The sequence below is a fragment of the Chakrabartyella piscis genome (assembly GCA_030067835.1).
Lineage (GTDB): Bacteria > Bacillota > Clostridia > Lachnospirales > Anaerotignaceae > Chakrabartyella > Chakrabartyella piscis.
In genome coordinates this window covers 2,983,100-3,005,908 of sequence record CP092441.1, presented here as the reverse complement: position 1 = coordinate 3,005,908, position 22,809 = coordinate 2,983,100, and the positions used below count along the sequence as shown (strand labels likewise).

Sequence of the window (22,809 nt, the reverse complement as noted above, 5' to 3'; positions counted from 1 at the left end):
GAAAGGAAAGAAAATGAAGAAAACTCTCTCTGCTCTATGCCTGTGCTTGCTCATGATTTTCAGTTTTACCATGACAGCATTTGCAGTGGGCGATGGAAATATCGACTCTGGTGGTGGTAGCATGGGCGATGGTACAAGCACTAGCTATTGGAATCCCGGTATGGATGGCGTTCGTGTCACCGTTGTAAGAGCTAGTGATCATGCGGTTATGACAACCCCCATTGACCTAACCAACAACACGATATCCTCGTCTATTTATCATTTCGGCAAGGTGTGTAAACTACAATACACTAACGGAGTTTCCCTAGTAGCACACCAAGACAGCTATAATTACTACAATCCATCACAGTCATTGCCCACTATCGTAAGCTCCAGTGGTACAAGCAACATTGATGCAATCAAAAGCTATTTCACAGACGAACAAGTCATTCGTTCCATCGCAGAAATCACTGGCTTTAACTATGACACGTTAATCAATGGTGACTATAAACTGCTTCTCGAACCCATTGCCTATTACTATTTCCAAGGTGTCTATCTTGCAACTACTGCTACGGAGGCCGCCATGTATGATGAACTTGTAGGTGGTTCACTCCGATCTTCAATGGTGTCACTAACCCATAAAAACCTGCCTCTTGCCATGTTTTTAGAGGTCAGCGATTTGGGTTATCCTGCGTGGACTGGCAGCACAACTTCAGCTGCCACGGATGCAGATATTAAGTCGTCTCTCGGCTTGGGTGTTGTTCGTTTTGAAGAAGAACCAGAAACACCACAAATATCGGTGTACGACTATGAATATCGAGTCAATACCGAGGTCATTACCTCTGTCTATGTCAGTGGTGGTCAATCCGATCCAGACGATGATACCACCGTATACTTCACCATTGATGGAACAAGGTACAGCGTGAGCAATGTGTATTACCCTAGCGGCGATGGACAGCTCGTTTGGGTGAAATGGACAACACCCTCAGAACCACAAGAAATGGTGATCAATGTTTCTGTTTCAGGCCCCGGTGATGTAAGCAGTGCAACCATCACTTGTAATATCGTTGACCTAGACGAAAACCCTCCACCAAACCCTGTGGCAGATGATCGAAACGATAGCTTCTCCTATGAAAATGTACCAAGCCGAACCGAAGTAACCTCAGCACAATGGAGTGTCTGGGACCCTTGGTGGCAAGAGTATTGGGTGGACAATGGTTATTGGAAAAGCAGTTCTTGGACAGATAGCGAGGGTAATACCCATACAAGTCGCTCATGGAAATCAAAATGGGAAGATGAAGGATGGTGGGAGTTCGATTGCGACATCTACACAGCCAGCCTAAGTGCCAGTATGGAGCTGAGCAATGACACCTACAATCCCACAGCCACAGGCAATACGCTAAAGAGTGGCTATGGAGTAAACATTAGCGTGGAGTCCTCTGCAAGCACAACCCAAAGCAGTGCCATCACAAGAACCCCTAACGCTGTCAGCTACTTCCCAGAGTTCTACTATGACACCTATTGGAGATTGCTAGAACGCATGACAAGTGGTACTTCCAGTACCTTTGAATTCCAGAAAAATGTATACTCCACCTATAACAATCGTACCCACTTCACACCGATTTGGTATCCAGATGGCAGCTACACTGTTAATACATGGCTCATTGATGTATGGACTCCGAGTGGAATGTTATCTGTAAACCTAACTGACAGTTTAACCATCAGTGGCAACCTTTGGGATGATTGGCATATTGCCGCCAAAGACACTGATTAAAAGAAAGAAGGTTTTTATGAAATCTATTTGCAAAAACAAAAAATTATTAGTCGCAATCGTTCTGGTCTTGATGATGGTGTTTGCATTATCCACCACAGCCTTTGCCACAGGCACAGGCGATGTAGCTGGCGCAGTAGAATCCACTTGGACAGATGCCTCTGCTCAGATCAAACAGGTGGTAAACAATGTTGTGTTCCCATGTATTGATCTTATCTTGGCAGTATTCTTCTTTGCCAAACTTTCGATGGCATATTTTGATTATCGCAAGAGTGGCCAGTTTGAATGGACAGCACCTGCGATTTTGTTCGCTTGCTTGGTGTTTAGCATTACAGCGCCACTTTATGTGTGGGATATTATCGGAATTTAATATCATATAAAAATTTACACCGTTCTTTCGTTGGTATTGGTGATAGCTTTATATACCTTAGTGTGGTAGTGTTGTCCTTGCAAAAAAGTAATGAAAGGAGAAAAATTTTATGGCAGAAACAAAAAATATGTCAGTGCAGTTACCCATCGCACTGCACGAAAAGGTAACCCAGCACAAAGACGAGCAAGGTGTAACACTGAGCAAATATGTAGAGCAACTCATAAGCGAATACTACGAACTAAAGAAAGGTGGCAAACCCATGTCAAATGAAAATGTAAGAACCCTAGCGGTCCAAATCTCATCAGAGCTTATGGATAGACTCGATGCCCATTTGGAGAAAAAAGGCATCAAGAAAAAAGCGTTCCTCACAAGCCTTATTGAAAAGGTGCTTGAAGAAGCAGAAAAAGAAGAATTAAATCATGGAGCTACAAATGCCGAGGGTGAATAACTCTCGGCATTTTCTATGGAAGGAGAAAACAATGACGTTTTTTGAAAAAGAGCTAAACCGATGCACCGAACAATTCGACACAAAGAAATTCATCGGCAATGCCATGTACATTCCCCTTGGGGAAAACAACCGCCTCAAAGTAGAGTTCAAAACCCTTGGAACACACGAAAAATATGAGGGTATCCAACTAACTACCCTTGACAAAACCAGTGGAAAAATCGACAGCACCACCATCAAATTCGAGGAACTGTGGGGCAAGTGTGCTGTGGCAAATAACTCAAATTTCAAAGGTGGTATCGTGCCTCATGTCTGGAAAAGCAGTGGCAAATACGAATGGTATGCCTACAAACCCAATGATTATGATATGGATCTGTTAGCCGAACAGATTGAGGACTACTCCATCATGTTCAGTGAGCAGGAACAAGTACAAGGCTTTGAAATGTCACAGCAGATGTAGGAGGTAACCATGTGCGAAACAATACGAAAGCTATACAAAGGCAAGATTGATCCATCAGAAGAACAGCTAAAGCCAGATAGTGCGTGTTATGGATTTATCGAAAAGATGTCTACCCTTGAAGATAAAGCAAAAGAAAGCATGACCGATGAACAGCATAAAATCTTCGAGGAATACATGACTGTCAGAAATGAATATGGCTTCATGATGAACGAAGAATCCTTTATCCAAGGATATAAATTAGGCGCTCAAATGACGCTTGAAACATTCAAATAATAGCAGAGAGATACACCTCATCAAAAGGTGTGTTTCTCTTTGGAATCGAGGTGATACAAATTGTTTATATGGGATTTTGTCATGGGCGATGTTATGGATCTGCTCCTTGACTGGGTGTATGCCCAAATGGTTGGCTTTCTAGCCAACTTCTTTACATCTATGGGCAACATGGGTGTGGAGCTATTTGAAATGGCTTGGGTGCAATCGGTGGTGCTGTTCTTCTCCTATCTTGCTTGGGCGCTCTATGTTGTGGGCATTGTAGTCGCTGTATTTGAATGTGCCATTGAATATCAAAATGGCAGAGGCAGTATCAAAGACACCTTGCTCAATGCCCTCAAAGGCTTCATGGCTACTTCTCTTTTTAGTGTTGTTCCCATTCGACTGTATGCGTTGTCCGTCAGCTTGAGTGCTGAATTAACAGCTGGCATTACAGGTATGAGTGGTAGCTTCGGAGATGTAGCAAGCAGCATGATGACAGAGCTTGCCGATGCACCAACCATTGCAGAAGCCAGTAGTGCCGTGCTTTTTGGTAGCTTTGGTGGCATCAATCCTATCATGGTTTTGTTTATTATCTTCATGATGGGTTACGCAGTCATCAAAGTGTTTTTTGCAAATCTAAAGCGTGGTGGCATTTTGCTGATCCAAATTGCAGTGGGCAGCCTGTATATGTTCTCTGTACCGAGAGGCTTCGATGAACCTTTCATACAATGGTGCAAACAGGTGGTTGCACTTTGCCTGACTGCTTTTTTACAGGTGCTAATTTTAACAGCAGGACTTATGGTGTTAAATGATAATGCTCTGCTAGGTTTAGGACTTATGTTATCAGCTGGCGAAGTGCCAAGAATTGCAGGAATGTTCGGTTTGGATACATCCACAAGAGCAAATGTAATGGGTGCAGTTCATACCACAAGCATGGCAGTTAGTGCTACAAAAAATATTATCAGTGCAGTACCAAAATAAAGAAAGGATGATCCTATGAAATTAGTTTATATCGCATCGCCATATCGTGGTGATGTGATACGAAATACAAATTACGCAAAAGATTGCTGTGAATATGCTTTAGGTGAGGGTGTCAATGTATATTGCCCTCATCTTTTTTTACCCAATTTTTTATCTGAAGACGTGGCTGATCAGCGAGAACTTGCCCTTATGCTGGGCAAAGATATGCTGAGAAAATGCGATGAGCTATGGGTGTTTGGAGATACCATTACAGAGGGTATGTTTACGGAAATTCAGTTTGCCAAGGAACATGGAATCGAAGTAAAACGAGTGATTGACATTTACCATGTCAGCACCCAGAGTCAAGAGCCTTGCCTATGCTGACGATGGGTAGCTTGTTTGATGGCATTGGTGGGTTTCCTTTGGCAGCCACTCACAATGGAATCATTCCACTATGGGCATCAGAAATAGAAAAATTTCCAATGGAAGTCACAAAAATACGATTTCCAGAGATGGAACACGTTGGAGATATTACAAAACTAGATGGTGCAATATTGCCTGTGGTAGACATCATCACAGGCGGTTCACCATGCCAAGATTTATCCATTGCAGGAGCGAGAGCTGGACTTAAAGGTGAACGCAGTGGACTGTTTATGGAACAAGTAAGAATTGCCAAAGAGATGCGAAAGGAGGATGCAAAGCGTGGCAGAACAACTCACTCTATTCGACCTAGATACTTCGTTTGGGAAAATGTCCCCGGAGCATTCTCCTCCGCCGAGGGAGAAGATTTCCGTGCGGTCCTTGAGGAAATCGTCAAAGTACATGACAGCTCCTTGTCAGTTCCTCGACCTGACAGTGGGAAGTGGCAATCTTCTGGGGGAATTTTATTGGGACACGAATTCAGCTTGGCTTGGCGTGTCCTCAACGCACAATACTGGGGAGTCCCCCAGAGAAGGCGTAGAATCTTCCTTGTCGCAGATTTTGGAGGAACAACCGCACCCCAAATATTATTTAAGCAAGACTGCTTGTTTGGGGATTTTACGCAGAGCCAAAGCTCGTGGCAAGGAACTTCCTCCACAGCTAAAGCAAGCACTACTGATACAAGCAGAGCTGATAAGTCCATAGAGCCACTATACTGCTTACATGATCATGGTGGCGAAAGAATGGATATTGAAGTGGAGCTGACACCAACACTTAGGGCAAGTATGGCAAATCATCCTCCACTCGTTCCACAACCTATGCTCATGGCAAGCACCAAACCGAATGCTGAAATCACACAAGGTGTATCTCCAACAGTGACTGCATCAGCAGGATTAGGTGGTGGGAATGCGCCCCTTTTGTTTAATAACCATAGACGAGAAAGTCGCTATGATGGACCACTGGAAATATCTCCAACACTGATGGCTGATATGGGGACTGGCGGCAACAACGGTCCCATCGTGAAGCAAGAGAGCTTTTGCATTGCCAGTAACACCATCAATCGTGAGGATCATAACGGTGGCAATGGGAAAGGCTTTCAATCTGATATCGCCTACACCCTCACCACCAGTGACATTCACGCTATCTATTCGCCCAAGCCATACCAAGAGGTTGTTGGAGCGTTGATGCACCGAGATCATAAGGGTGTGAACACTTGCTATGTCAACCAAGATAAGTGTATTGTTGCACCATACCAAGAAGTGATTGGTGCAATCTGCGCAACCGATGATAAAGGCCCAAACAACCAGTATGTAAACTCAGATAAATGTATCGTGGATCAGCAACAAGTCTTTGGACAGGCTTCCTATGGTGGCTATGATGATAACATTTCCACATTAACTGCCAGTGGCGGCACCAACGGAGGTGGCAGTGAGAACCTTGCACTGACTAGAAATCTAGTGCGTAGGCTGACACCTTTGGAGTGCGAGCGACTGCAAGGCTTCCCAGATGGTTGGACAAACATCAAAGGAGCAAGCGACAGTCCTAGATACAAAGCTCTAGGCAATTCCGTTGCAATTCCATGTGTTGACTTCGTCATGCGTGGGATTGCTTATTTTTTGGAAAAAGAAAGCGAGGAATGGAATGAAGTTTTATGATGCAACAAAAGAAAACTTTGAGCTGTGTAATTTAGATGGTACACCTGTGGCTTTCACCAATAGTCGACTGGATCGTAGCACCATCCCCATCGGTCTATACTGTTATGATGTGCGAGATTCTGACCTGTGCGATGGCACTTGTGCTGAACTGGTCGAGGGGCATATCTGGGTGAATCATTGGGGAACTATTTTGTCAAAGACACCCTTTGAGATGGAGAGCTTTGGCTGTTATGTTGTAGAAGATAATAGCTTTATCGGTGAGAGTATCACAGCAGAAGAAATGGCTGATATGGATGAAGCTATATTACAGGCGAAAATGGATATGCCAGACCAAGGCATGGAAATGCAAGGCTTTGCGTAAAGGAGAAGTGAAAAATGTATATCTACCCGGACAACTTAAAATCAAAAGCAACCCTATGGTTGTGGGAGCTAAAGGACATTGCAGTCATTGGCATACTGGCTTTGATTGCTGTGTTTGCACTGGCACAAACAGGTATTATGATTCCACTTGTAGCAGCACTGCTCTATGCCTTTTTATCAATTCAGTTTGAGGGTATTAGCATTTTAGGGTTTATCAAAAGTGCTGCCACATTTTTCATTGCCAAGCAACAACTTTATGAATGGAGGTTGTAACACTTGAAAAAACAGAAAAAAGAAAAGCAAAACCAGTCCACCAAAGGCTTAATCGGCATTGATGACATTACCGATTACAGCATCAAGACAAAGTTTGGTGAACTGGTTTATTTTATTATTAAGCCAACCAATATCTCGGTGCTATCCGAGAGCAGCGTGTCGGCACGAATTTATTCGCTGATGACAGTACTAAAAGGCATGGCAGAGATTGAAATGCTCTGCCTTAATTCCAAGGAGAGCTTCGATGAAAACAAGATTTTTTTGAAAAGCAGACTGGATAACGAATCCAATCCTCAGATTAGAAAACTACTCTCTTTGGACAGCCAAAACCTTGACCGAATGCAAGTAACAATGGCTACTGCAAGGGAGTTTTTAATTATCATTAGGCTTAGAAATGAAAAAGAAAGTGATGTGATCCCATATCTATCACGCATTGAAAAGAGCCTAAAAGACCAAGGCTTCACCACCAAGAGAGCTGATGAGCAGGACATCAAGCGACTGCTCGGTGTGTATTTTGAGCAAAATGTCACCACGGAAAAATACGAGGACTTCGATGGTCAGCGTTGGGTGATTGGTGGATAGGATGAAAATAAGAAAGCCACCGAGGGGTTAGTCTCGGTGGCTTTGTGTGATTAGTGGTGCTATAAAAGATGGGTTCTGAAAAATAAAACGTGTAAATGCATTTCCTGTCATTAATCGGCAATACTACCTCAGCAGCCAAACAGGGCAACGCTGAGGAGCGACCCGACGCTGGTTGTGGGCTAAACTGGTCTGGGGCGGTGGCGAAAGCCATCGCCTTTGGCATAGACCTGGCAGCCCCTAGCGGATAAACCTCGGGAGTTTGAGGGCAGAGCCCTCAAGGCCTTTAGGCCACGAATCTACTCTCGAAAAAGACGGCGAACTGGGCATAGGCCAGCCCCCAATCTCGCACGGGCATGGTCCATTTTTTCCTGATTTCCGAGACGGACAGATACACTACCTTGCGGATGGAGTCGTCCGTAGGCAGAATCGCCTTGGACTTGGTGAATTTACGCACCATTCTGTGGTATGCCTCCACGGCATTCGTTGTATAAATTATTTTCCGAATTTCCGCTGGATATTCAAAAAATACCGTCAATTCAGCCCAGTTTCTGTCCCAAGATTTTAAGATGTTGGGATACTTCTTGTCCCACTTTTCACGAAACTCCTCTTTGGCGTACTCAGCATCGTCCAGATTAACTGCGCCGTATATCTTTTTTAGGTCAGCACAGACCGCCTTTCTGTCCTTGTAGGGCACAAACTTACAGCTGTTACGAATCTGATGGACGATGCACAATTGGTTCTTCGTTTGGGGGAAAATGGCCTGAATTGCCTCGTTTAGCCCTGTCAAATTGTCGTGACAAGCCACGAATATATCAGAAACGCCACGATTTTTCAGGTCGGCACAGATGCTAGCGTAGAAGCTGGCGGACTCATTTTCAGAAATCCAAGTGCCCAAAATCTCCTTGTGACCCTCCATGTTGATGGCCAACACAGAGTAGACACACTTGTTGATGATTTTGCCATCTTTTTTGGAATTAAATACGATTCCGTCGAAGAAAACCACGGGATAAATTTTGTCCAGCGGGCGGTTTTGCCACTCGTTGACCTCGGGCAAAATGCGGTCGGTAATCTTGGAAATCATACCCTGAGAGATTTCAGAGCCGTAGATTTCACGGAGCGTGTCCTCGATGTCACGCTGGGACATTCCCTTGGCGTACATGGCCATAATTTTCTGTTCAATTTCATCTGTGCGAGTCTGTCGCTTTTCGATAATTTGGGGGCGGAATTCCCCATTTCGGTCACGGGGAACGGCGATTTCACAGGCACCATAGTCGCTGATAATGGTCTTTTTGCCGTAGCCATTGCGGCTGTTTCCGGAGTTGTTGCCCTCTACAGAGTTCTTCTCGTAGCCCAGATGTTCGTCAATTTCAGCCTCCAACATCTGCTCAATGGTACCTGCGAAAAGCTGCTTCAGTTTCTCTTGAATGTCGCCAGTGGTCTTGCAATCGCTGATGAGATAGCCCACCAGCTCCTGTTCCCGCTCACTTAAACCGTGCTTCGTTGTTTTCATGTCAATGTCCTCCATTACTTTGTTGTGGGTATTATTGACATTTACACGGTTTAATATTCAGCCTCAAAAGATGTGGAACGAGAGAAGTACACATTTTATTCGATTATTCCTTGTAGAAAGTCTTTTAAATTCTCTACATCTTTTTCATTGGGGTGCTTCTTTGCGATACCACCGATATATTTAAACAATCCAAATGTATCGAACCCCTTACAATGAAAACTTCCTATTAAGTCAATCCCTTTGGTTTTGACTGCCTCTACAAATGATGAATTGTATTTTGCGTTACCAGTACCACTTGTATGAATCAAAAATGTTTTTTGAGGCAACTGGCTACAATCTTCAAGATAATTAAACAAAGAACGATGGAAATTACCATGATAAATTCCAGATGCAAAACCTATCACTTCATATAGTCTTAAATCTGTATCTTTTGCAAACTTAATATCAACTAAATCAACTTCTAAATCATTGCAGGCAAGTTGCAACAGTTTTTCGGTGTTTTTATGATGAATAGAATTGTAAACAATGATAGTTTTTAGCATTGCTCATCACCTCGCAAACTATGAATAGCACGCAATAATTGAAAATCTAATCACTGCGCAAAAAGTCTCTTTTGTTCAGTATACCACAAATCCCCAAAAGTCTCAACGACCTTAAAAGTCAGAAAGGAACAAGCCTATGCCGAAAAATCAACCAACCAAGGCTCGTGTAGCCGAGCCGAAAATCAAAACATTCCTCGATATGATTGCACCCTCGGTGGTGAAATTCAATGTAGATCACTTCATCTGTGGTAACACATTCCGTTGTGTATATGCCTTGCGTGAATACCCCACAGCCACCAATGAGCAAGCAATCCTCCGTCACCTTGGAGAAAAAGATGGTGTGACACTTCGCATCTATACAAGGCAAGTTACAGCCACCGAAGAAAAGCGAATCATTCATAACGCAGCCAACAAGAACCGAATGAACACCACCGCCAACAACCTACAAGACAATATCACTGCACAAGAAAACCTAAACGATGTGGCAAACCTCGTATCTACTATGCATCGAAATCGAGAACCTCTGCTCCACTGTGCAGTATATATTGAGCTGATTGCAGATAGCTTAGATGAGCTAAAACTACTTCAAACCGATGTACTGACCGAGCTTGTACGTTCCAAACTCAATGTAGACAGACTGAACCTCCGTCAACAAGATGGTTTTCTTTCTGTTATGCCATCAGGTCGAAATGTATTTGCCGATAGATTTGAGCGTGTCCTCCCTGCATCCTCTGTGGCGAACCTTTACCCATTCAACTACAGTGGCAAGACCGATAAGAATGGCTTTTATCTTGGGAGAGATAAGTTCGGTTCAAATATTATCGTGGATTTCGATGAACGTGCCGATGACAAGACCAATGCCAACATTCTGATTTTGGGCAACTCTGGACAAGGTAAATCCTATCTGCTCAAGCTGATACTTTGCAATGTATTAGAAAGTGGCAAGTCAGTAATCTGCCTTGATCCAGAGATGGAACTGCAAGAACTTGCTGAAAATTTAGATGGCTGTTTCATTGACCTTATGAGTGGCGAGTATATCATCAACCCTTTAGAGCCTAAGACTTGGGATGAGGGCAACGGTTCTGATGATGAAGATGCACCCATTACATTCCGTCAGAAAACAAAACTCAGTCAGCACATCTCATTCCTAAAGGACTTCTTTAGAACCTACAAAGATTTTACCGATAGCCAAATTGATGTCATTGAAATACTACTCAGTAAGCTATATTCCGAATATGGCATCACCGATGCCACCAACTTCCGTAGGCTCAAACCCACAGACTACCCAACCCTTGAAAATCTCTATGACTATATTTTTGAGAGTTATAAGGAATTTAATGATAGTGAAAATGCCCTCTACACCAAAGAGATGCTCCAAGAAATTCTCTTAGGACTACACTCCATGTGCAAGGGTGCTGAGTCGAAATTCTTCAGTGGTCACACCAACATTGCCAGTGATAGATTTATTGTCTTTGGTGTGAAAGGTCTACTCCAAGCCTCTAAGAACGTGAAAAATGCAATGCTCTTTAATGTATTATCTTTTATGAGCGACAAGCTACTCACCGAAGGTCACACAGCGGCAGCCATAGACGAGCTTTATTTGTTCCTCACCAACATCACTGCCATTGAGTACATCCGAAACTTCATGAAACGAGTGCGTAAGAAAGAGTCGGCTGTTATTCTAGCCAGTCAGAACCTTGAGGACTTTGCTGTACAAGGGATTGCAGAGCTGACAAAACCTCTGTTCTCCATCCCAACCCATCAATTTCTATTCAACGCAGGAGCCATTGACAAGCGATTTTACATCGATACCTTGCAATTAGAGGACAGTGAATACAATCTTATCAAGTTCCCTCAACGTGGTGTATGCCTGTTCAAATGTGGTAATGAGCGATACAACCTCGCTGTCCATGCACCCAAGTATAAGGAACAGTTATTCGGTAAGGCTGGTGGTCGATAATGAAAGTGTTGGAATTAAAAAATGCTTTGATTGATGATCTCAAAGTTTGCATCAGCTATGAACCACATAAAGAGTATGACCTACTGTGCATGATGGAACAGTATCTTAAGTCAGAGAACAGAAGAAGAAGAAGTCTATTGCCCGACATTAAAAATCTTTTAGATGATAAGCCATACCAAAACCCCTTTGCAATCAACTATCCATATTGCGAACATGATATTGTACTGGTGGAACGCATCTTGTCTGACTATATAACTAGCATGGATTGTGATGGTGACCACCAACTAATTTTATGCAACACCATTTCCCAAATAAATGAACTCCATGATAGATGTGGCAATGAGTTGATAGATGAATGGCGAAAGCCAAAACTAGAAGAACTATTAATTCTCACAGCAAAAAAGAGCCAACTAGATACTGCCGCCTCTGTTGTTCATCAGCATAAGAGGTGGTAGCCTATGGATCTAAGAGAGCAAAACTTTGGTATTGAGATTGAAATGACAGGCATCACAAGGAGAGATGCAGCCCAAATCATAGCTGACTATTTTGGAACAGAGTCAAACTATGAGGGTAGCTATTATGAAACCTATACAGCAAAAGATACTGAGGGGCGAAAGTGGAAACTCACCTATGATGGGAGTATCAACTGCCAAAAGAAAGAAAATGGTAGAAAGGTGTCGGCAGATAGAAGCTACTCTACCGAGCTTGTTAGTCCCATTTTGCAATATTCTGATATCGAAACAGTGCAAGAAATTGTGCGTAAATTAAGAGAACATGGTGCGTTCCCCAATGCTTCTTGTGGTATTCACATTCATGTCAATGCAGCGCCTTTCGATGCAAAGAAATTGCGTAACCTTGTGAACATCATTGCGGCCAAAGAAGATATGGTGTATAAAGCATTACAAGTAGCATCTAGCAGAGAACGAAATTATTGCCGAAAAGTTGATGAGCGTTTTTTGAAAGAGCTGAATCAAAAGAAGCCTAAAACGATGGCTGAACTAAGTCGCATCTGGTACAACGGAGCAGATGGTAGCCACGAACACTACCATAGTAGCCGATACAGATGCCTCAATTTACATTCTGTGTTTCAAAAAGGCACGATTGAATTTAGAGCATTTAACTCAGTGGAAAGCAGTAAAAAAGCGACCTTTCATGCAGGGAAAATAAAGGCATACATTCAGTTTTGTTTGGCAATGACAGCACAGGCTCATAAGCAGACCTCGGCAAGTCCTATCCCAACTCGCTCTACAAATGAAAAATATACATTTCGTGTTTGGCTACTTCGCATGGGTATGATTGGCGATGAGTTCAAATCGGCAAGAGGGCATCTGCTAGGTCACCTTGAGGGGAATATTGCGTGGAAAGATCCAATTCAAGCAGAAAGACAAAAGGAACGACTTCGTGCCAAACGAGAACAAGAAGTCACTGAACCATCCACTATGGAAGTGGAAATAGAACCAGAAGATACCCAGTTAGAGCAGGAGGAAACCCCTGCTTTTTCAATGTCAATGGGTATGTAAGGAGGCATAATGAAAGAAAAAGAATGCAAATCCAATGAAGGGAAATTATATATTGCCTATGGTAGCAATCTAAACATTGGGCAAATGAAATACCGATGTCCTACCGCAACGGTAGTTCACGCATCGGAAATCAAAGACTATGAGCTTGTATTTAGAGGATCAAAAACAGGTTCTTATGCTACTATTGAACCTTGCGATGGAAAAACTGTGCCTATTTTATTATGGAAAACAACTGCACAAGATGAACTTGCTCTTGATTTTTATGAGGGCTATCCCAATTTTTATGGCAAAGAAGATATGGAAGTTGACGTGGATGGACAACCAGTATCCGCTTATGTCTATATCATGCCAGAGAGCCATCAGCTAGGAATGCCCACGCAACGATACATTGATTGCATTTTAGAGGGATACGATAGTGCTGGGTTTGATCCTCAAATTTTACAAGATGCAATCGATGATACGGAACAAAAAATGGATGACTTGCCACAGGCACAATTAGAAATGAGGTGGTGGTAATGGCGATTACGGCAACAGCTGTGGCAAAGATTGCCGCCACTGTCCTATCAAACGATAAACTTCGCAAGGGTGTTGGGTGGATCATCGCAGGGATTTTATCGCCAATCATCGTGGTGGTCGCTTTGATTTGTGGACTGGCTAGTGGTGCATCAGAGCATAATCAAGCGGCGGTTGACCTCTGTTTTTATGGTGCTTCGCTCACTGCTTCAGCACCAGACGAATATCGTAATCACATCGAACAAATGCAAAGTAGCTTTTCTGCCATCGACTTGGCAGTCGCTACAATCAATGGAATGATAGAAAGTGGCACTGGACTTGACTCCACTGAGGTCAAGTCTATTTTTTATACCCTTTATTTCGGCACAGATGATGTGCCAAGCGATAGCGAGGTAACAGCTTTTGTAGATAGCTTTGTCACCTACGAAGAACGAGATAATAGCTATACAGATGAAGATGGCATTTTACATGAGAGTAGTTACACAGTCGCTATCCCAGTGGATATGGGCGAAGTTTATGAAAGTCTTTCCATCTTTGACACCACAGTGATTAGCAGTATCTCGGATTTGTTTGCCACCATCAGCAGTTCTGGTGCCACCTTTTCTGGCTCTGTCCTATATGGCAATGGCAGTGGCACAGCAATCAATATCAGTGGGTTTACTGACCTTGGTAGCAAGAACAATCTTGACCTTGTGACCTATGTGGAACAGGCTTGGTCTAATCAGTGGGGATATGTTTGGGGAACGTGTGGGTGGATACTCACCCCATCCATGCTATCTTCGAAAGCATCACAATACCCAGATGGCGTTGGAACTTACTATTCTTACATCGAAGAAAACTGGCTAAATGGTCGAACTACTGATTGCGTTGGTCTAATCAAAGGCTATGGATGGCTTGATACTGACACCCTAGAAGTTGGCTATGCCACAAACGGAATGCCAGACGTGAGTGCCAATCAAATGTATAGTAACGCAACAGTCAAAGGCACAATCTCTACCATGCCAGATACAGTCGGTCTTGCAGTTTGGTGCGATGGCCACATCGGTGTTTATATTGGAAATGGCTATGTCATTGAAGCGATGAACACCCAGTATGGTGTGGTCAAAACCAAACTATCTGAGCGAAACTTTACCCACTGGCTTGAAATTCCATATATCAATTACGAAAGCGAGGAACTCTAAATGAAAGAAAACACAATCAAAATTCTGAAAATCGAAGTAGGCAAAGAACCCTATGAAAAGGAAATCAACAATGATTTGAAGTCACTGCAGCGAGAAGTTGGTGGACTGGTTCAGCCAGTGGAAATCGGCAATGGCTGTCTTGCTGCGGTCAATGAAGAAGGCAAACTAAACGGATCACAGCCCAACAGATGGCTTGGTGACTACGATATTATCTGTGGTGACTTTTTCATCTGTGGCGATGGAGAAGAAGATTTTACCTCGCTAACCGATGCACAAATGGAAACTTGCAAACAGACCTTTGGCGAAGTGCCTGCGTTTAGTGGCGAGGAACAAGAGCTAGAACCCAAAGCATTCGTTATCGGTTTTGATTTTTATTAAGGAGGTATCACATGAAAAAAGAAAACCTTACAATCTCTATGGAACAGGAAAAACTCCGTGCCACCAAGCGATATATGGCAAAAAAAGAAGTGGATATTGAACGAGAACTGACCGATGCACTGGAAAAGCTCTACGAAAAATATGTCCCAGCTCAAGTGCGAGAATACATTGATGAATCGGCAGATGATACGCAGGATAAGAAACCAAAGGCGAAACCTAGCATCAGCAGACAAGCCGAAACAACAAGCACAATGTAACAACGAGCATCTGAGAGCCACGTTGCCCCGTTGTTCGCCTTGTGTGGGCATTTTAGGGCAAGGGTAAGGATAACACCCGTCCCTCACCATAAAAGCCGAAGTTTAGCCGATGTAGAACGAGAGAAACGCACGGAAACGAGCGACTGGATAATAGCTGTGATTTACCCATATTGGTGGATAGGTACAGCTATTATTCTTGTGCAGGAGAAAGAGAGGTGCTGTAAACGCACCCCTCGGCTCACATCGGTGGGCAATGCCCACCGAAGAAACGAGCAAATAAGCCATTTATAGCACTTATAACCTAGTGAAAACACGGTGTTGTGAGGTGCTGTAAATCGGCATTTTGGGTGGCTTAGGTGCTGTAAAAGGCGAAATCGCTAGAAAACACAGAGTTTTAAGGGTGCTGTAAAGGGTGCTATTACGGAAAGGAGAGCAAAAATGGGAAATAAAACAAAGCAAAGAGTCGTGGCATGGCTACCACCAGAGCAGATTGCTGTGATGGAAAAGCTCATGCTAAGTGAAAACATGAAAAACCACACCGAGTTTGTGGATAGAGCTGTTCAGTTTTACATTGGGTATCTAGGCACAGAAAATAGTACGGATTATTTATCCAAAACCCTTATCGGTGAAATGAAAGGTACACTTCGAGAAACAGAAAATCGTCAGTCGGCAAATATTTTTCGTCTTGCTGTGGAGATGAGTATGATGATGAACATTCTTGCTGCAGGACTTGAAATCACAGATGAGCAGCTCTACAAGTTGCGTGGACGCTGTGTTCGTGAAGTCAAAGCTTCCAAAGGTAAAGTGTCTTTTGAAGATGCCTTAGAATTCCAAAGAAGTGATGACTAATGCCAAGACTGATTATTAAAAACAGTTACATCAAAGGTGGTGGCGAAAGAGCTTCCCATCTTTCTAATCTGGTGAAGTACATTGCCACTCGTGATGGCGTGGAACTGGTCTATCGAAACCCAAGTGCGAAGGCAACTACCAAGCAAAAAGATTTGGTGAAACAAATCCTCCGTGACTTTCCAAATGCTAAAAATAGTTTTGAATATGAGGACTACAAAGCAAATCCCACAGTATCAAATGCTTCTGATTTTATCACCAGTGCATTGGAACAAAACTTTGACCGAATTGCAAAAAAGGAAAACTACGTTGGCTATATTGCCTACAGGCCGAATGTAGAAAAATTAGAAAGCCACGGACTGTTCACCAGTGGCGATGAAAAAATCATTCTCTCACAGGTGGCAACAGAGATTGCAAACCATGAGGGTAACGTGTGGACTCCGATTATTTCTCTAAGGAGAGAAGATGCAGTGGAAACTGGATATGACAATGCAGAACGCTTTAAAAATATGCTCGAAAGTTATGTCCCAACCATAGCCGAGGGTATGAAAGTTCCACTGGATAAATTCAGATGGTACGCATCATTTCATAATGAAAGCCATCACCCTCATATCCACATGATTTGTTATTCCACCGACACAAGGTATGGCTATCTCAATCAAAATGGAATTGATAAAATCAAAAGTGGCATGGTGAAAGAAATCTTCAAAGAACAGCTCTATGACATCTACCAAAGGCAGACACAGAGCCGAGATAAATTGAAGATGGAATCCGAAAAGGTGTTCCGTGAGTTGAAACAAAAGGTGTTAGAATCGGAGTTTGCAAGTCCTAAACTGGAACAGCTGATATTGGTGCTGAATGAAAAACTGAAAAATGCCAAAGGCAAAAAGCAGTATGGTTATCTGCAACCTCATGTGAAAGATGTTGTCAATGCCATAGTCGATGAACTTGCAGAGGAACCATCAATCAAGAGTGCCTATGAATTGTGGTGTGAGCTTCAGCAGGAGGTCTATCAAAGTTACAGCGATACTCCACCACCTCCAATTCCACTATCACAGCAAAAGGAATTCAAATCCATTAAAAACATGGTGATCCGTGAAGTTTTGAATTTGGATTTCACCACAGAACTGTCTGCAGAACCAATCCTAGAGGAAGAAGTTTATCCACTAACAGATGATGGATTAGTGGATGACATCCACACCGAGGAATATCCCACAGAAGAAAGTGTTGGAAACAAGTATCATATCACTTGGAGTGACGAGTATAAGCAAGCAAAGAAATATCTTCACGGAGATGATGAAACACAGCCAGACTTCTCCAAAGCCTTGGAGCTAATGCAAGCAGAAGCAGACAGCAAAAATGCTCTTGCTATATTTGACTTGGCAAGGATCTATGCTGATGGTCTAGGTGTAGAAATAGACACCAAAAAATCAGAGGAACTATATGTCACTGCTCTACTTGCGTTCAAGCAGATAGAATCTAAAAACCCTTGGAAGTACACGCAGTATCGCATTGGTAAAATGTACTCCCAAGGTCTTGGAACAGTGCAAGATTATGAAGTCGCAGCCGATTGGTTTACGCTATCAGCAAATGAGGGATATAAGTATGCCCAGTATTCTCTCGGTGGTTTATATTATCGTGGGCAAGGTGTGGAGCAAAATTATAAAACAGCATTCAATCTGTATTTGGAATCAGCAAAACAAGGCTTCCCTTATGCTCAGTATGAAGTGGCAAAGATGTATCGTGACGGAGTTGGCACAGAGCAAAATATCACAGAGAGCTACGTGTGGTTTGGAAAAGCGTTTGTTGGTTTTGAAATGCTTGAAAAGCAAAGCCACGATGACAAACTTCAGTATCGTTTAGGTGCTATGCTCCACAAAGGTATTGGTGTTGAAGTAGATATTCCACGAGCAAAGAAATACTTTGAGATGGCAGCGAAAGTAGGAAACACATTTGCGTGTTATTCACTGGCAAAACTCATACTAGAGGATACTGTCTCCACTCATGAAGAAATCGAAAAAGCAATCGTTTATTTGCAGACTTCTGCAGATAGTGGAAACCAGTTTGCACAATACACGTTAGGCAAGGTCTATCTCGATGAAACCTATGCAACAAAGAATATTGCAAAGGCGATGGAACTGCTCGACTTCTCTGCCAAGCAAGGCAATGAATTTGCAAAATACAAACTAGGTTCACTCTATCTAAAAGGCGAAGATGTGCAAAAGGATATTCCCAAAGCCATTGATTACCTCACAGACGTAGCTGAGAACGGAAATCAATATGCACAGTATCAGCTTGGCAAGCTCTATCTTCTTGGCAAAGATGTAGAGCAAGATCGTGACACAGCCATCAAGTGGTTAAACTTATCAGCAGAACAAGGAAATGAGTATGCCCAGTTTTTTATAGACAACATAGACAAGTGGAGCAATCCCTCTGTTGGTATGTGTGTTTCTCGTTTGCTTGGAAGCCTTGGCAGATTGTTTGAAGAACAGCTACCCAAAGACAGCACCACTACTCACCAAAAAATTGATAGCAAAGCCATGCGTAAAATCAGAGAAAAGAAATTGGCACTAGGTCAAAAAATCGGTCCACAGGAAGAAGAAAATATTGCGTTGCGCCTACAAATGTAACTGGAACTGCGTATTTATTTTTATCTAAATTTGTAGTATAATAGAGATGAGAATTATGATGTACAGTTTGGAGGTTATTCTATGCCGAAAGAGTTAGAACTTTTTGAAGATAAAAAAATCCGTACTGCTTGGGATGCAGAACAAGAAAAATGGTATTTTTCCATTGTAGATGTTGTGGGTGTTCTAAGCGATAGCGTTGATCCCACTGCGTATTGGCGAAAATTGAAACAGCGCCTAAAAGCTGAAGGAAATGAAAGCGTGACAAATTGTCACGGTTTGAAAATGACCGCCGCTGATGGTAAAAAAAGACTTACCGATGTAGCTGATACAGAACAACTACTTCGTATCATTCAATCCATTCCATCTCCAAAAGCTGAACCATTTAAGTTATGGCTTGCAAGAGTTGGCAGTGAACGAATTGAAGAAACCATTGATCCAGAACAAGCCATTGATAGAGCCTTTGAAACATACTTGAAAAAAGGTTATAGCAAAGAGTGGATTGGGCAAAGACTTCTGAATATCAAAATCAGAAATAATCTTACCGATGAATGGGATGTGCATGGTGTGAAAAAAGGGATTGAGTACGCTATCCTCACCGATGAAATCACCAAAGCGTGGGCAGGAATTACCACAAGGCAGTACAAGGAACTGAAAGGTCTTAAAAAAGAAAACTTGCGTGATAACATGAGCGATCTTGAATTGGTACTTACCATGCTTGCAGAGGCAACCACTACCGAACTTTCAAAGGTGGCAAATCCAACTACCTTTGCAGAAAATAAAAGAGTTGCAAAAGATGGTGGCACAGTGGCAGGAAATGCACGCAAAGAAATTGAAGAACGAACTGGAAAACCTGTACTCACTGATAAAGCAGCGGCAGATTTTACTGGCCTAATCTCTGATATTATCACTGCCAACTTATCCAGTGGTGAAGATGATGAAAAATCATAAATTATAAAAATTATATTCAAAGGCAGTCTTTCTACGGAAAGGCTGTTTTTTGTTTAATGAAGGAGTTTTGTATGAAGAAGAAATCCAAGAGCAAGAATGACTACAAATTGAATAAGCCCAAACAGAAATGCCACTCTCCAAATAAAAAGAGAGTGGCATTTCATCGTAAAGTAGGCAAACAATCGTAAGGAGGCAGATATGGCAACAAGTTATATTCATTTCACTGAGGAACAAAAAGAACGAGCCAACTCCATTGACCTTGAATATTTTTTGCAGAGCAAAGGTGAACAGCTCATTCGCTCTGGTAGAGATAGAAGATTAAAAAGTGATCACAGCATCACCATCCGTGGCAACACTTGGTATGATCACGCAAAGGAAAAAGGTGGCTATGCCATTGACTTCGTAAAAATGTTTTATGGTTTGGATTTCCCATCGGCTGTGACAGAACTGATTGGCGAAACTGGAAATAATCTATCCCATAGAACTTATGAGAAAAAAGAAGAAGCTCCCAAGCCTTTTATACTTCCACCAAGATGCGCTACAATGAAAAGAGCCTTTGCCTACCTAACAAAGCACCGAGGAATTGATCCACAGGTAGCATCGTTTTTTGCAAAGGAAAAGCTCGTCTATGAGAGCGAAGAAATCTCTAAAGACAGAACACAGAAATACAATAACTTGATTTTTGTTGGACTAGATGAGAATGGAGTGCCTGCCCACGCACATAAGCGGAGCATCTACTCTCAAGGTAAGAAGTTCATGCAAAACATTGAGGGTAGCAACCCACACCACAGCTTCCACTACCTCGGAGGTAGCAACAGGCTCTATGTGTTTGAGGCTCCCATTGATATGCTGTCGTTCATTACCATGTACAAGGATACAAACTGGAAAACTCATAACTATGTTGCCATGTGTGGTACTTCCTCTATGCCGATGACCGAACTACTGGATAGGCACGATACCATTGACCATGTGGTGGTGTGTACCGACAACGACAAAACAGGCCATGCGGTGTATGAGCGATTTAAGGAAATGCTATCAGAGCGAGGTGTTGCCAGTAGTAGAATCACTCCACAGACAAAGGATTTTAATGAGGATTTGTTGTCACAGCAAGCAAATAGCGAACCGACTCTGACAATGGAAATGAGGTGTGTATGAATCAACTAACTCCCTTAATCATAGCGGGTGCTATCATGTTCATCGTCATTGGTGGGCTATCTATGATATCCCACTTCTACACCCTGCGAGGAATTAAGTCCAAAACTGTTGGTGACGGACAGCATGGCGTGGCACGATTTGCCACCGCTAAAGAAATAAAGCGAACCTACACGCACATTCCATTCGAAGTTGAAAATTGGCGAAAAGGAAAAAATCTTCCCACAGAGCAAGGACTGGTGCTTAGTAGCACAAAAGATAAGCTCGGCAACATGACTGCACTGGTCGACACTGGCGATGTACACTGCCTTATGATTGGTGCTAGTGGTATCGGTAAGACTGCATTCTTTCTGTACCCAAACCTCGAATATGCCTGTGCCAGTGGGATGTCGTGGCTCTGCACCGACACCAAAGGTGATCTTGCTAAGAACTATGGTACTATCGCAAAAGAAAACTATGGCTACAAGATTTCTGTTCTAGATTTGCGAAATCCAACTCGTAGCGATGGCAATAATCTGTTGCACCTCGTCAACAAATATTTTGATCTCTACAAAGAGGACATCACCCAATTACAATATAAAGCGAAAGCTGAAAAATACGCAAAGATTATCTCCAAGACAATCGTGTCACCAGATGGCAACAATGCCAACATGGGGCAAAATGCTTTCTTCTATGACTCAGCTGAAGGACTTCTCACTTCCGTGATTTTACTCATTGCAGAGTACCTGCCGCCAGTGGAGATTGATGGAAAGATGGTCGATCAACGACATATCGTGTCCGTATTCAAGATGGTGCAAGACCTGTTAGAGCCTGCGCCACAGGTGAAAGGCAAACCACCGACAAGTCAGTTCAAACTGCTGATGAATAAGCTCCCAAGCGAACACAAAGCAAAATGGTTTAGCGGTGCTGCATTAAATTCAGCTGAGCAAGCGATGGCATCTATTCTATCTACTGTTCTCTCGAAGCTCAATGCTTTCCTAGACACGGAGATGGAGCAAATCCTCTGTTTCGATACAGAGCTTGATGCCGAAACATTCTGTAATGAGAAATCAGCAATCTTTATTATTTTACCAGAAGAAGATTCCACCAAATATTTTATGGTGTCGCTATTTCTACAACAGTTTTATCGTGAGATGCTCCAAGTGGCTGATGAACACGGAGGCAAGCTTCCGAACAGAGTGATGATCTATGCCGATGAGATTGGTACAATCCCAAAAATTGATAGCTTTGAAATGATGCTCTCAGCAGGGCGATCACGAAAAATATCTGTTGTGCCAATCATTCAGTCCTTTGCTCAGCTTGAAAAGAATTATGGCTCAGAGGGTTCTGAAATCATCACAGATAACTGTCAGGTCACCGTCTTCGGTGGCTTTGCCCCCAACAGTCAAACTGCAGAGGTACTATCCAAAGCATTGGGTAGCAGAACGGTCATGAGTGGCTCAATCTCTCGTGGTAAGAACGATCCGTCACAATCACTGCAGATGATGGAGCGACCACTACTCACCCCGGATGAGCTGAAATCTATTCCGAAAGGTCATTTTGTCGTTATGAAAACAGGCACACACCCTATGAAAGCAAGGTTGCATTTGTTTTTGGATTGGGGCATCCGTTTCACCAAACCATACATCACAGCCGAAAAATCACAACGAAAAGTTTACTATGCAGATAAGAAAATACTAGAAGAAAATATCGAAAAAGCCTTGGGGCTTCCCAAAACAGAAAACTTTCCTGTTGGTGAAAAGACAGTCAACAAAAGTGGTATGGCGCAGGGGCAATGCCATGAGAAAGCTCATGATAGAAAGCAGAAAGCACCTCCCAATGGCTTTGATTTCAAAGTGGAATAGG

Annotated in this window: 25 protein-coding genes; 23 read left to right on the top strand and 2 right to left on the bottom strand. The window is 42.8% G+C overall.

Annotated features, from left to right (window positions below):
• Positions 1 to 13: 13 nt before the first annotated feature.
• The 11 genes from MJY40_RS13740 (at position 14) to MJY40_RS13690 (ending at position 7,527) form a co-directional block, all read left to right on the top strand.
• Positions 14 to 1,753, top strand: a complete 1,740-nt coding sequence (locus tag MJY40_RS13740) for a DUF8193 domain-containing protein (RefSeq protein WP_317854762.1) — start codon at positions 14 to 16, stop codon at positions 1,751 to 1,753.
• Positions 1,754 to 1,823: 70 nt separating this feature from the next.
• Positions 1,824 to 2,120: a DUF3852 domain-containing protein gene (locus MJY40_RS13735; RefSeq protein ID WP_465221468.1), complete on the top strand. Its 297-nt coding sequence runs from the start codon at positions 1,824 to 1,826 to the stop codon at positions 2,118 to 2,120.
• Between the two features lie 109 nt (positions 2,121 to 2,229).
• On the top strand, positions 2,230 to 2,568 hold the full coding sequence (locus MJY40_RS13730) for a hypothetical protein (RefSeq protein WP_317854760.1): 339 nt from the start codon (positions 2,230 to 2,232) through the stop codon (positions 2,566 to 2,568).
• A gap of 31 nt (positions 2,569 to 2,599) precedes the next feature.
• On the top strand, positions 2,600 to 3,025 hold the full coding sequence (locus tag MJY40_RS13725) for a hypothetical protein (RefSeq protein WP_317854759.1): 426 nt from the start codon (positions 2,600 to 2,602) through the stop codon (positions 3,023 to 3,025).
• A gap of 9 nt (positions 3,026 to 3,034) precedes the next feature.
• Complete coding sequence (locus MJY40_RS13720) at positions 3,035 to 3,298, top strand: DUF6809 family protein (RefSeq protein WP_317854758.1); 264 nt, start codon at positions 3,035 to 3,037, stop codon at positions 3,296 to 3,298.
• 60 nt (positions 3,299 to 3,358) lie between these two features.
• On the top strand, positions 3,359 to 4,258 hold the full coding sequence (locus tag MJY40_RS13715) for a conjugal transfer protein TrbL family protein (RefSeq protein ID WP_317854757.1): 900 nt from the start codon (positions 3,359 to 3,361) through the stop codon (positions 4,256 to 4,258).
• A 15-nt stretch (positions 4,259 to 4,273) separates the two neighbouring features.
• On the top strand, positions 4,274 to 4,621 hold the full coding sequence (locus MJY40_RS13710; protein ID WP_317854756.1) for a DUF7768 domain-containing protein: 348 nt from the start codon (positions 4,274 to 4,276) through the stop codon (positions 4,619 to 4,621).
• A 2-nt stretch (positions 4,622 to 4,623) separates the two neighbouring features.
• Positions 4,624 to 6,312, top strand: a complete 1,689-nt coding sequence (locus MJY40_RS13705; protein ID WP_317856458.1) for a DNA cytosine methyltransferase — start codon at positions 4,624 to 4,626, stop codon at positions 6,310 to 6,312.
• Complete coding sequence (locus tag MJY40_RS13700; protein ID WP_317854755.1) at positions 6,299 to 6,673, top strand: LPD28 domain-containing protein; 375 nt, start codon at positions 6,299 to 6,301, stop codon at positions 6,671 to 6,673. Before MJY40_RS13705 ends, MJY40_RS13700 begins: the two co-directional genes overlap by 14 nt.
• A 14-nt stretch (positions 6,674 to 6,687) precedes the next feature.
• The gene (locus tag MJY40_RS13695; protein ID WP_317854754.1) at positions 6,688 to 6,945 is read left to right on the top strand and encodes a hypothetical protein; all 258 of its coding nucleotides are present in this window, start codon (positions 6,688 to 6,690) and stop codon (positions 6,943 to 6,945) included.
• A 3-nt stretch (positions 6,946 to 6,948) separates the two neighbouring features.
• On the top strand, positions 6,949 to 7,527 hold the full coding sequence (locus MJY40_RS13690; RefSeq protein ID WP_317854753.1) for a hypothetical protein: 579 nt from the start codon (positions 6,949 to 6,951) through the stop codon (positions 7,525 to 7,527).
• 283 nt (positions 7,528 to 7,810) lie between these two features.
• Here MJY40_RS13690 and MJY40_RS13685 read toward each other — a convergent pair whose 3' ends face one another.
• Entirely contained in the window at positions 7,811 to 9,037 is a 1,227-nt protein-coding gene (locus MJY40_RS13685) for an IS256 family transposase (RefSeq protein ID WP_317854752.1), read from the bottom strand.
• A gap of 95 nt (positions 9,038 to 9,132) precedes the next feature.
• Entirely contained in the window at positions 9,133 to 9,579 is a 447-nt protein-coding gene (locus MJY40_RS13680; RefSeq protein ID WP_317854751.1) for an NADPH-dependent FMN reductase family protein, read from the bottom strand.
• A gap of 136 nt (positions 9,580 to 9,715) precedes the next feature.
• Here MJY40_RS13680 and MJY40_RS13675 point away from each other — a divergent pair, with 136 nt between their 5' ends.
• From MJY40_RS13675 to MJY40_RS13620, 12 genes are all read left to right on the top strand, one after another.
• Positions 9,716 to 11,539: a VirB4 family type IV secretion system protein gene (locus MJY40_RS13675; RefSeq protein ID WP_317854750.1), complete on the top strand. Its 1,824-nt coding sequence runs from the start codon at positions 9,716 to 9,718 to the stop codon at positions 11,537 to 11,539.
• Positions 11,539 to 11,994: a hypothetical protein gene (locus tag MJY40_RS13670; RefSeq protein ID WP_317854749.1), complete on the top strand. Its 456-nt coding sequence runs from the start codon at positions 11,539 to 11,541 to the stop codon at positions 11,992 to 11,994. Before MJY40_RS13675 ends, MJY40_RS13670 begins: the two co-directional genes overlap by 1 nt.
• A 3-nt stretch (positions 11,995 to 11,997) precedes the next feature.
• On the top strand, positions 11,998 to 13,059 hold the full coding sequence (locus MJY40_RS13665) for an amidoligase family protein (protein ID WP_317854748.1): 1,062 nt from the start codon (positions 11,998 to 12,000) through the stop codon (positions 13,057 to 13,059).
• 9 nt (positions 13,060 to 13,068) lie between these two features.
• Positions 13,069 to 13,575 carry a gamma-glutamylcyclotransferase family protein gene (locus MJY40_RS13660; protein WP_317854747.1) on the top strand — a complete coding sequence of 169 codons (507 nt, stop codon included), beginning with the start codon at positions 13,069 to 13,071 and terminating at the stop codon, positions 13,573 to 13,575.
• Positions 13,575 to 14,753, top strand: a complete 1,179-nt coding sequence (locus tag MJY40_RS13655; RefSeq protein ID WP_317854746.1) for a hypothetical protein — start codon at positions 13,575 to 13,577, stop codon at positions 14,751 to 14,753. Before MJY40_RS13660 ends, MJY40_RS13655 begins: the two co-directional genes overlap by 1 nt.
• Entirely contained in the window at positions 14,754 to 15,131 is a 378-nt protein-coding gene (locus MJY40_RS13650; protein WP_317854745.1) for a DUF3846 domain-containing protein, read from the top strand.
• 11 nt (positions 15,132 to 15,142) lie between these two features.
• Positions 15,143 to 15,388 (top strand): DUF6103 family protein, encoded by a 246-nt coding sequence (locus MJY40_RS13645; RefSeq protein WP_317854744.1) that lies wholly within the window; start codon positions 15,143 to 15,145, stop codon positions 15,386 to 15,388.
• A gap of 438 nt (positions 15,389 to 15,826) precedes the next feature.
• Positions 15,827 to 16,237 (top strand): hypothetical protein, encoded by a 411-nt coding sequence (locus tag MJY40_RS13640; RefSeq protein WP_317854743.1) that lies wholly within the window; start codon positions 15,827 to 15,829, stop codon positions 16,235 to 16,237.
• Positions 16,237 to 18,864 carry a MobP3 family relaxase gene (gene mobP3, locus MJY40_RS13635; RefSeq protein ID WP_317854742.1) on the top strand — a complete coding sequence of 876 codons (2,628 nt, stop codon included), beginning with the start codon at positions 16,237 to 16,239 and terminating at the stop codon, positions 18,862 to 18,864. The genes MJY40_RS13640 and mobP3 overlap by 1 nt, the downstream gene beginning before the upstream one ends.
• Before the next feature lie 81 nt (positions 18,865 to 18,945).
• Positions 18,946 to 19,812, top strand: coding sequence for a BRO-N domain-containing protein (locus MJY40_RS13630; protein ID WP_317854741.1), 867 nt, complete (start codon positions 18,946 to 18,948; stop codon positions 19,810 to 19,812).
• A gap of 198 nt (positions 19,813 to 20,010) precedes the next feature.
• Positions 20,011 to 20,967, top strand: a complete 957-nt coding sequence (locus MJY40_RS13625) for a DUF3991 and toprim domain-containing protein (protein ID WP_317854740.1) — start codon at positions 20,011 to 20,013, stop codon at positions 20,965 to 20,967.
• Positions 20,964 to 22,808, top strand: a complete 1,845-nt coding sequence (locus tag MJY40_RS13620) for a VirD4-like conjugal transfer protein, CD1115 family (RefSeq protein ID WP_317854739.1) — start codon at positions 20,964 to 20,966, stop codon at positions 22,806 to 22,808. The genes MJY40_RS13625 and MJY40_RS13620 overlap by 4 nt, the downstream gene beginning before the upstream one ends.
• Position 22,809: the final 1 nt, after the last annotated feature.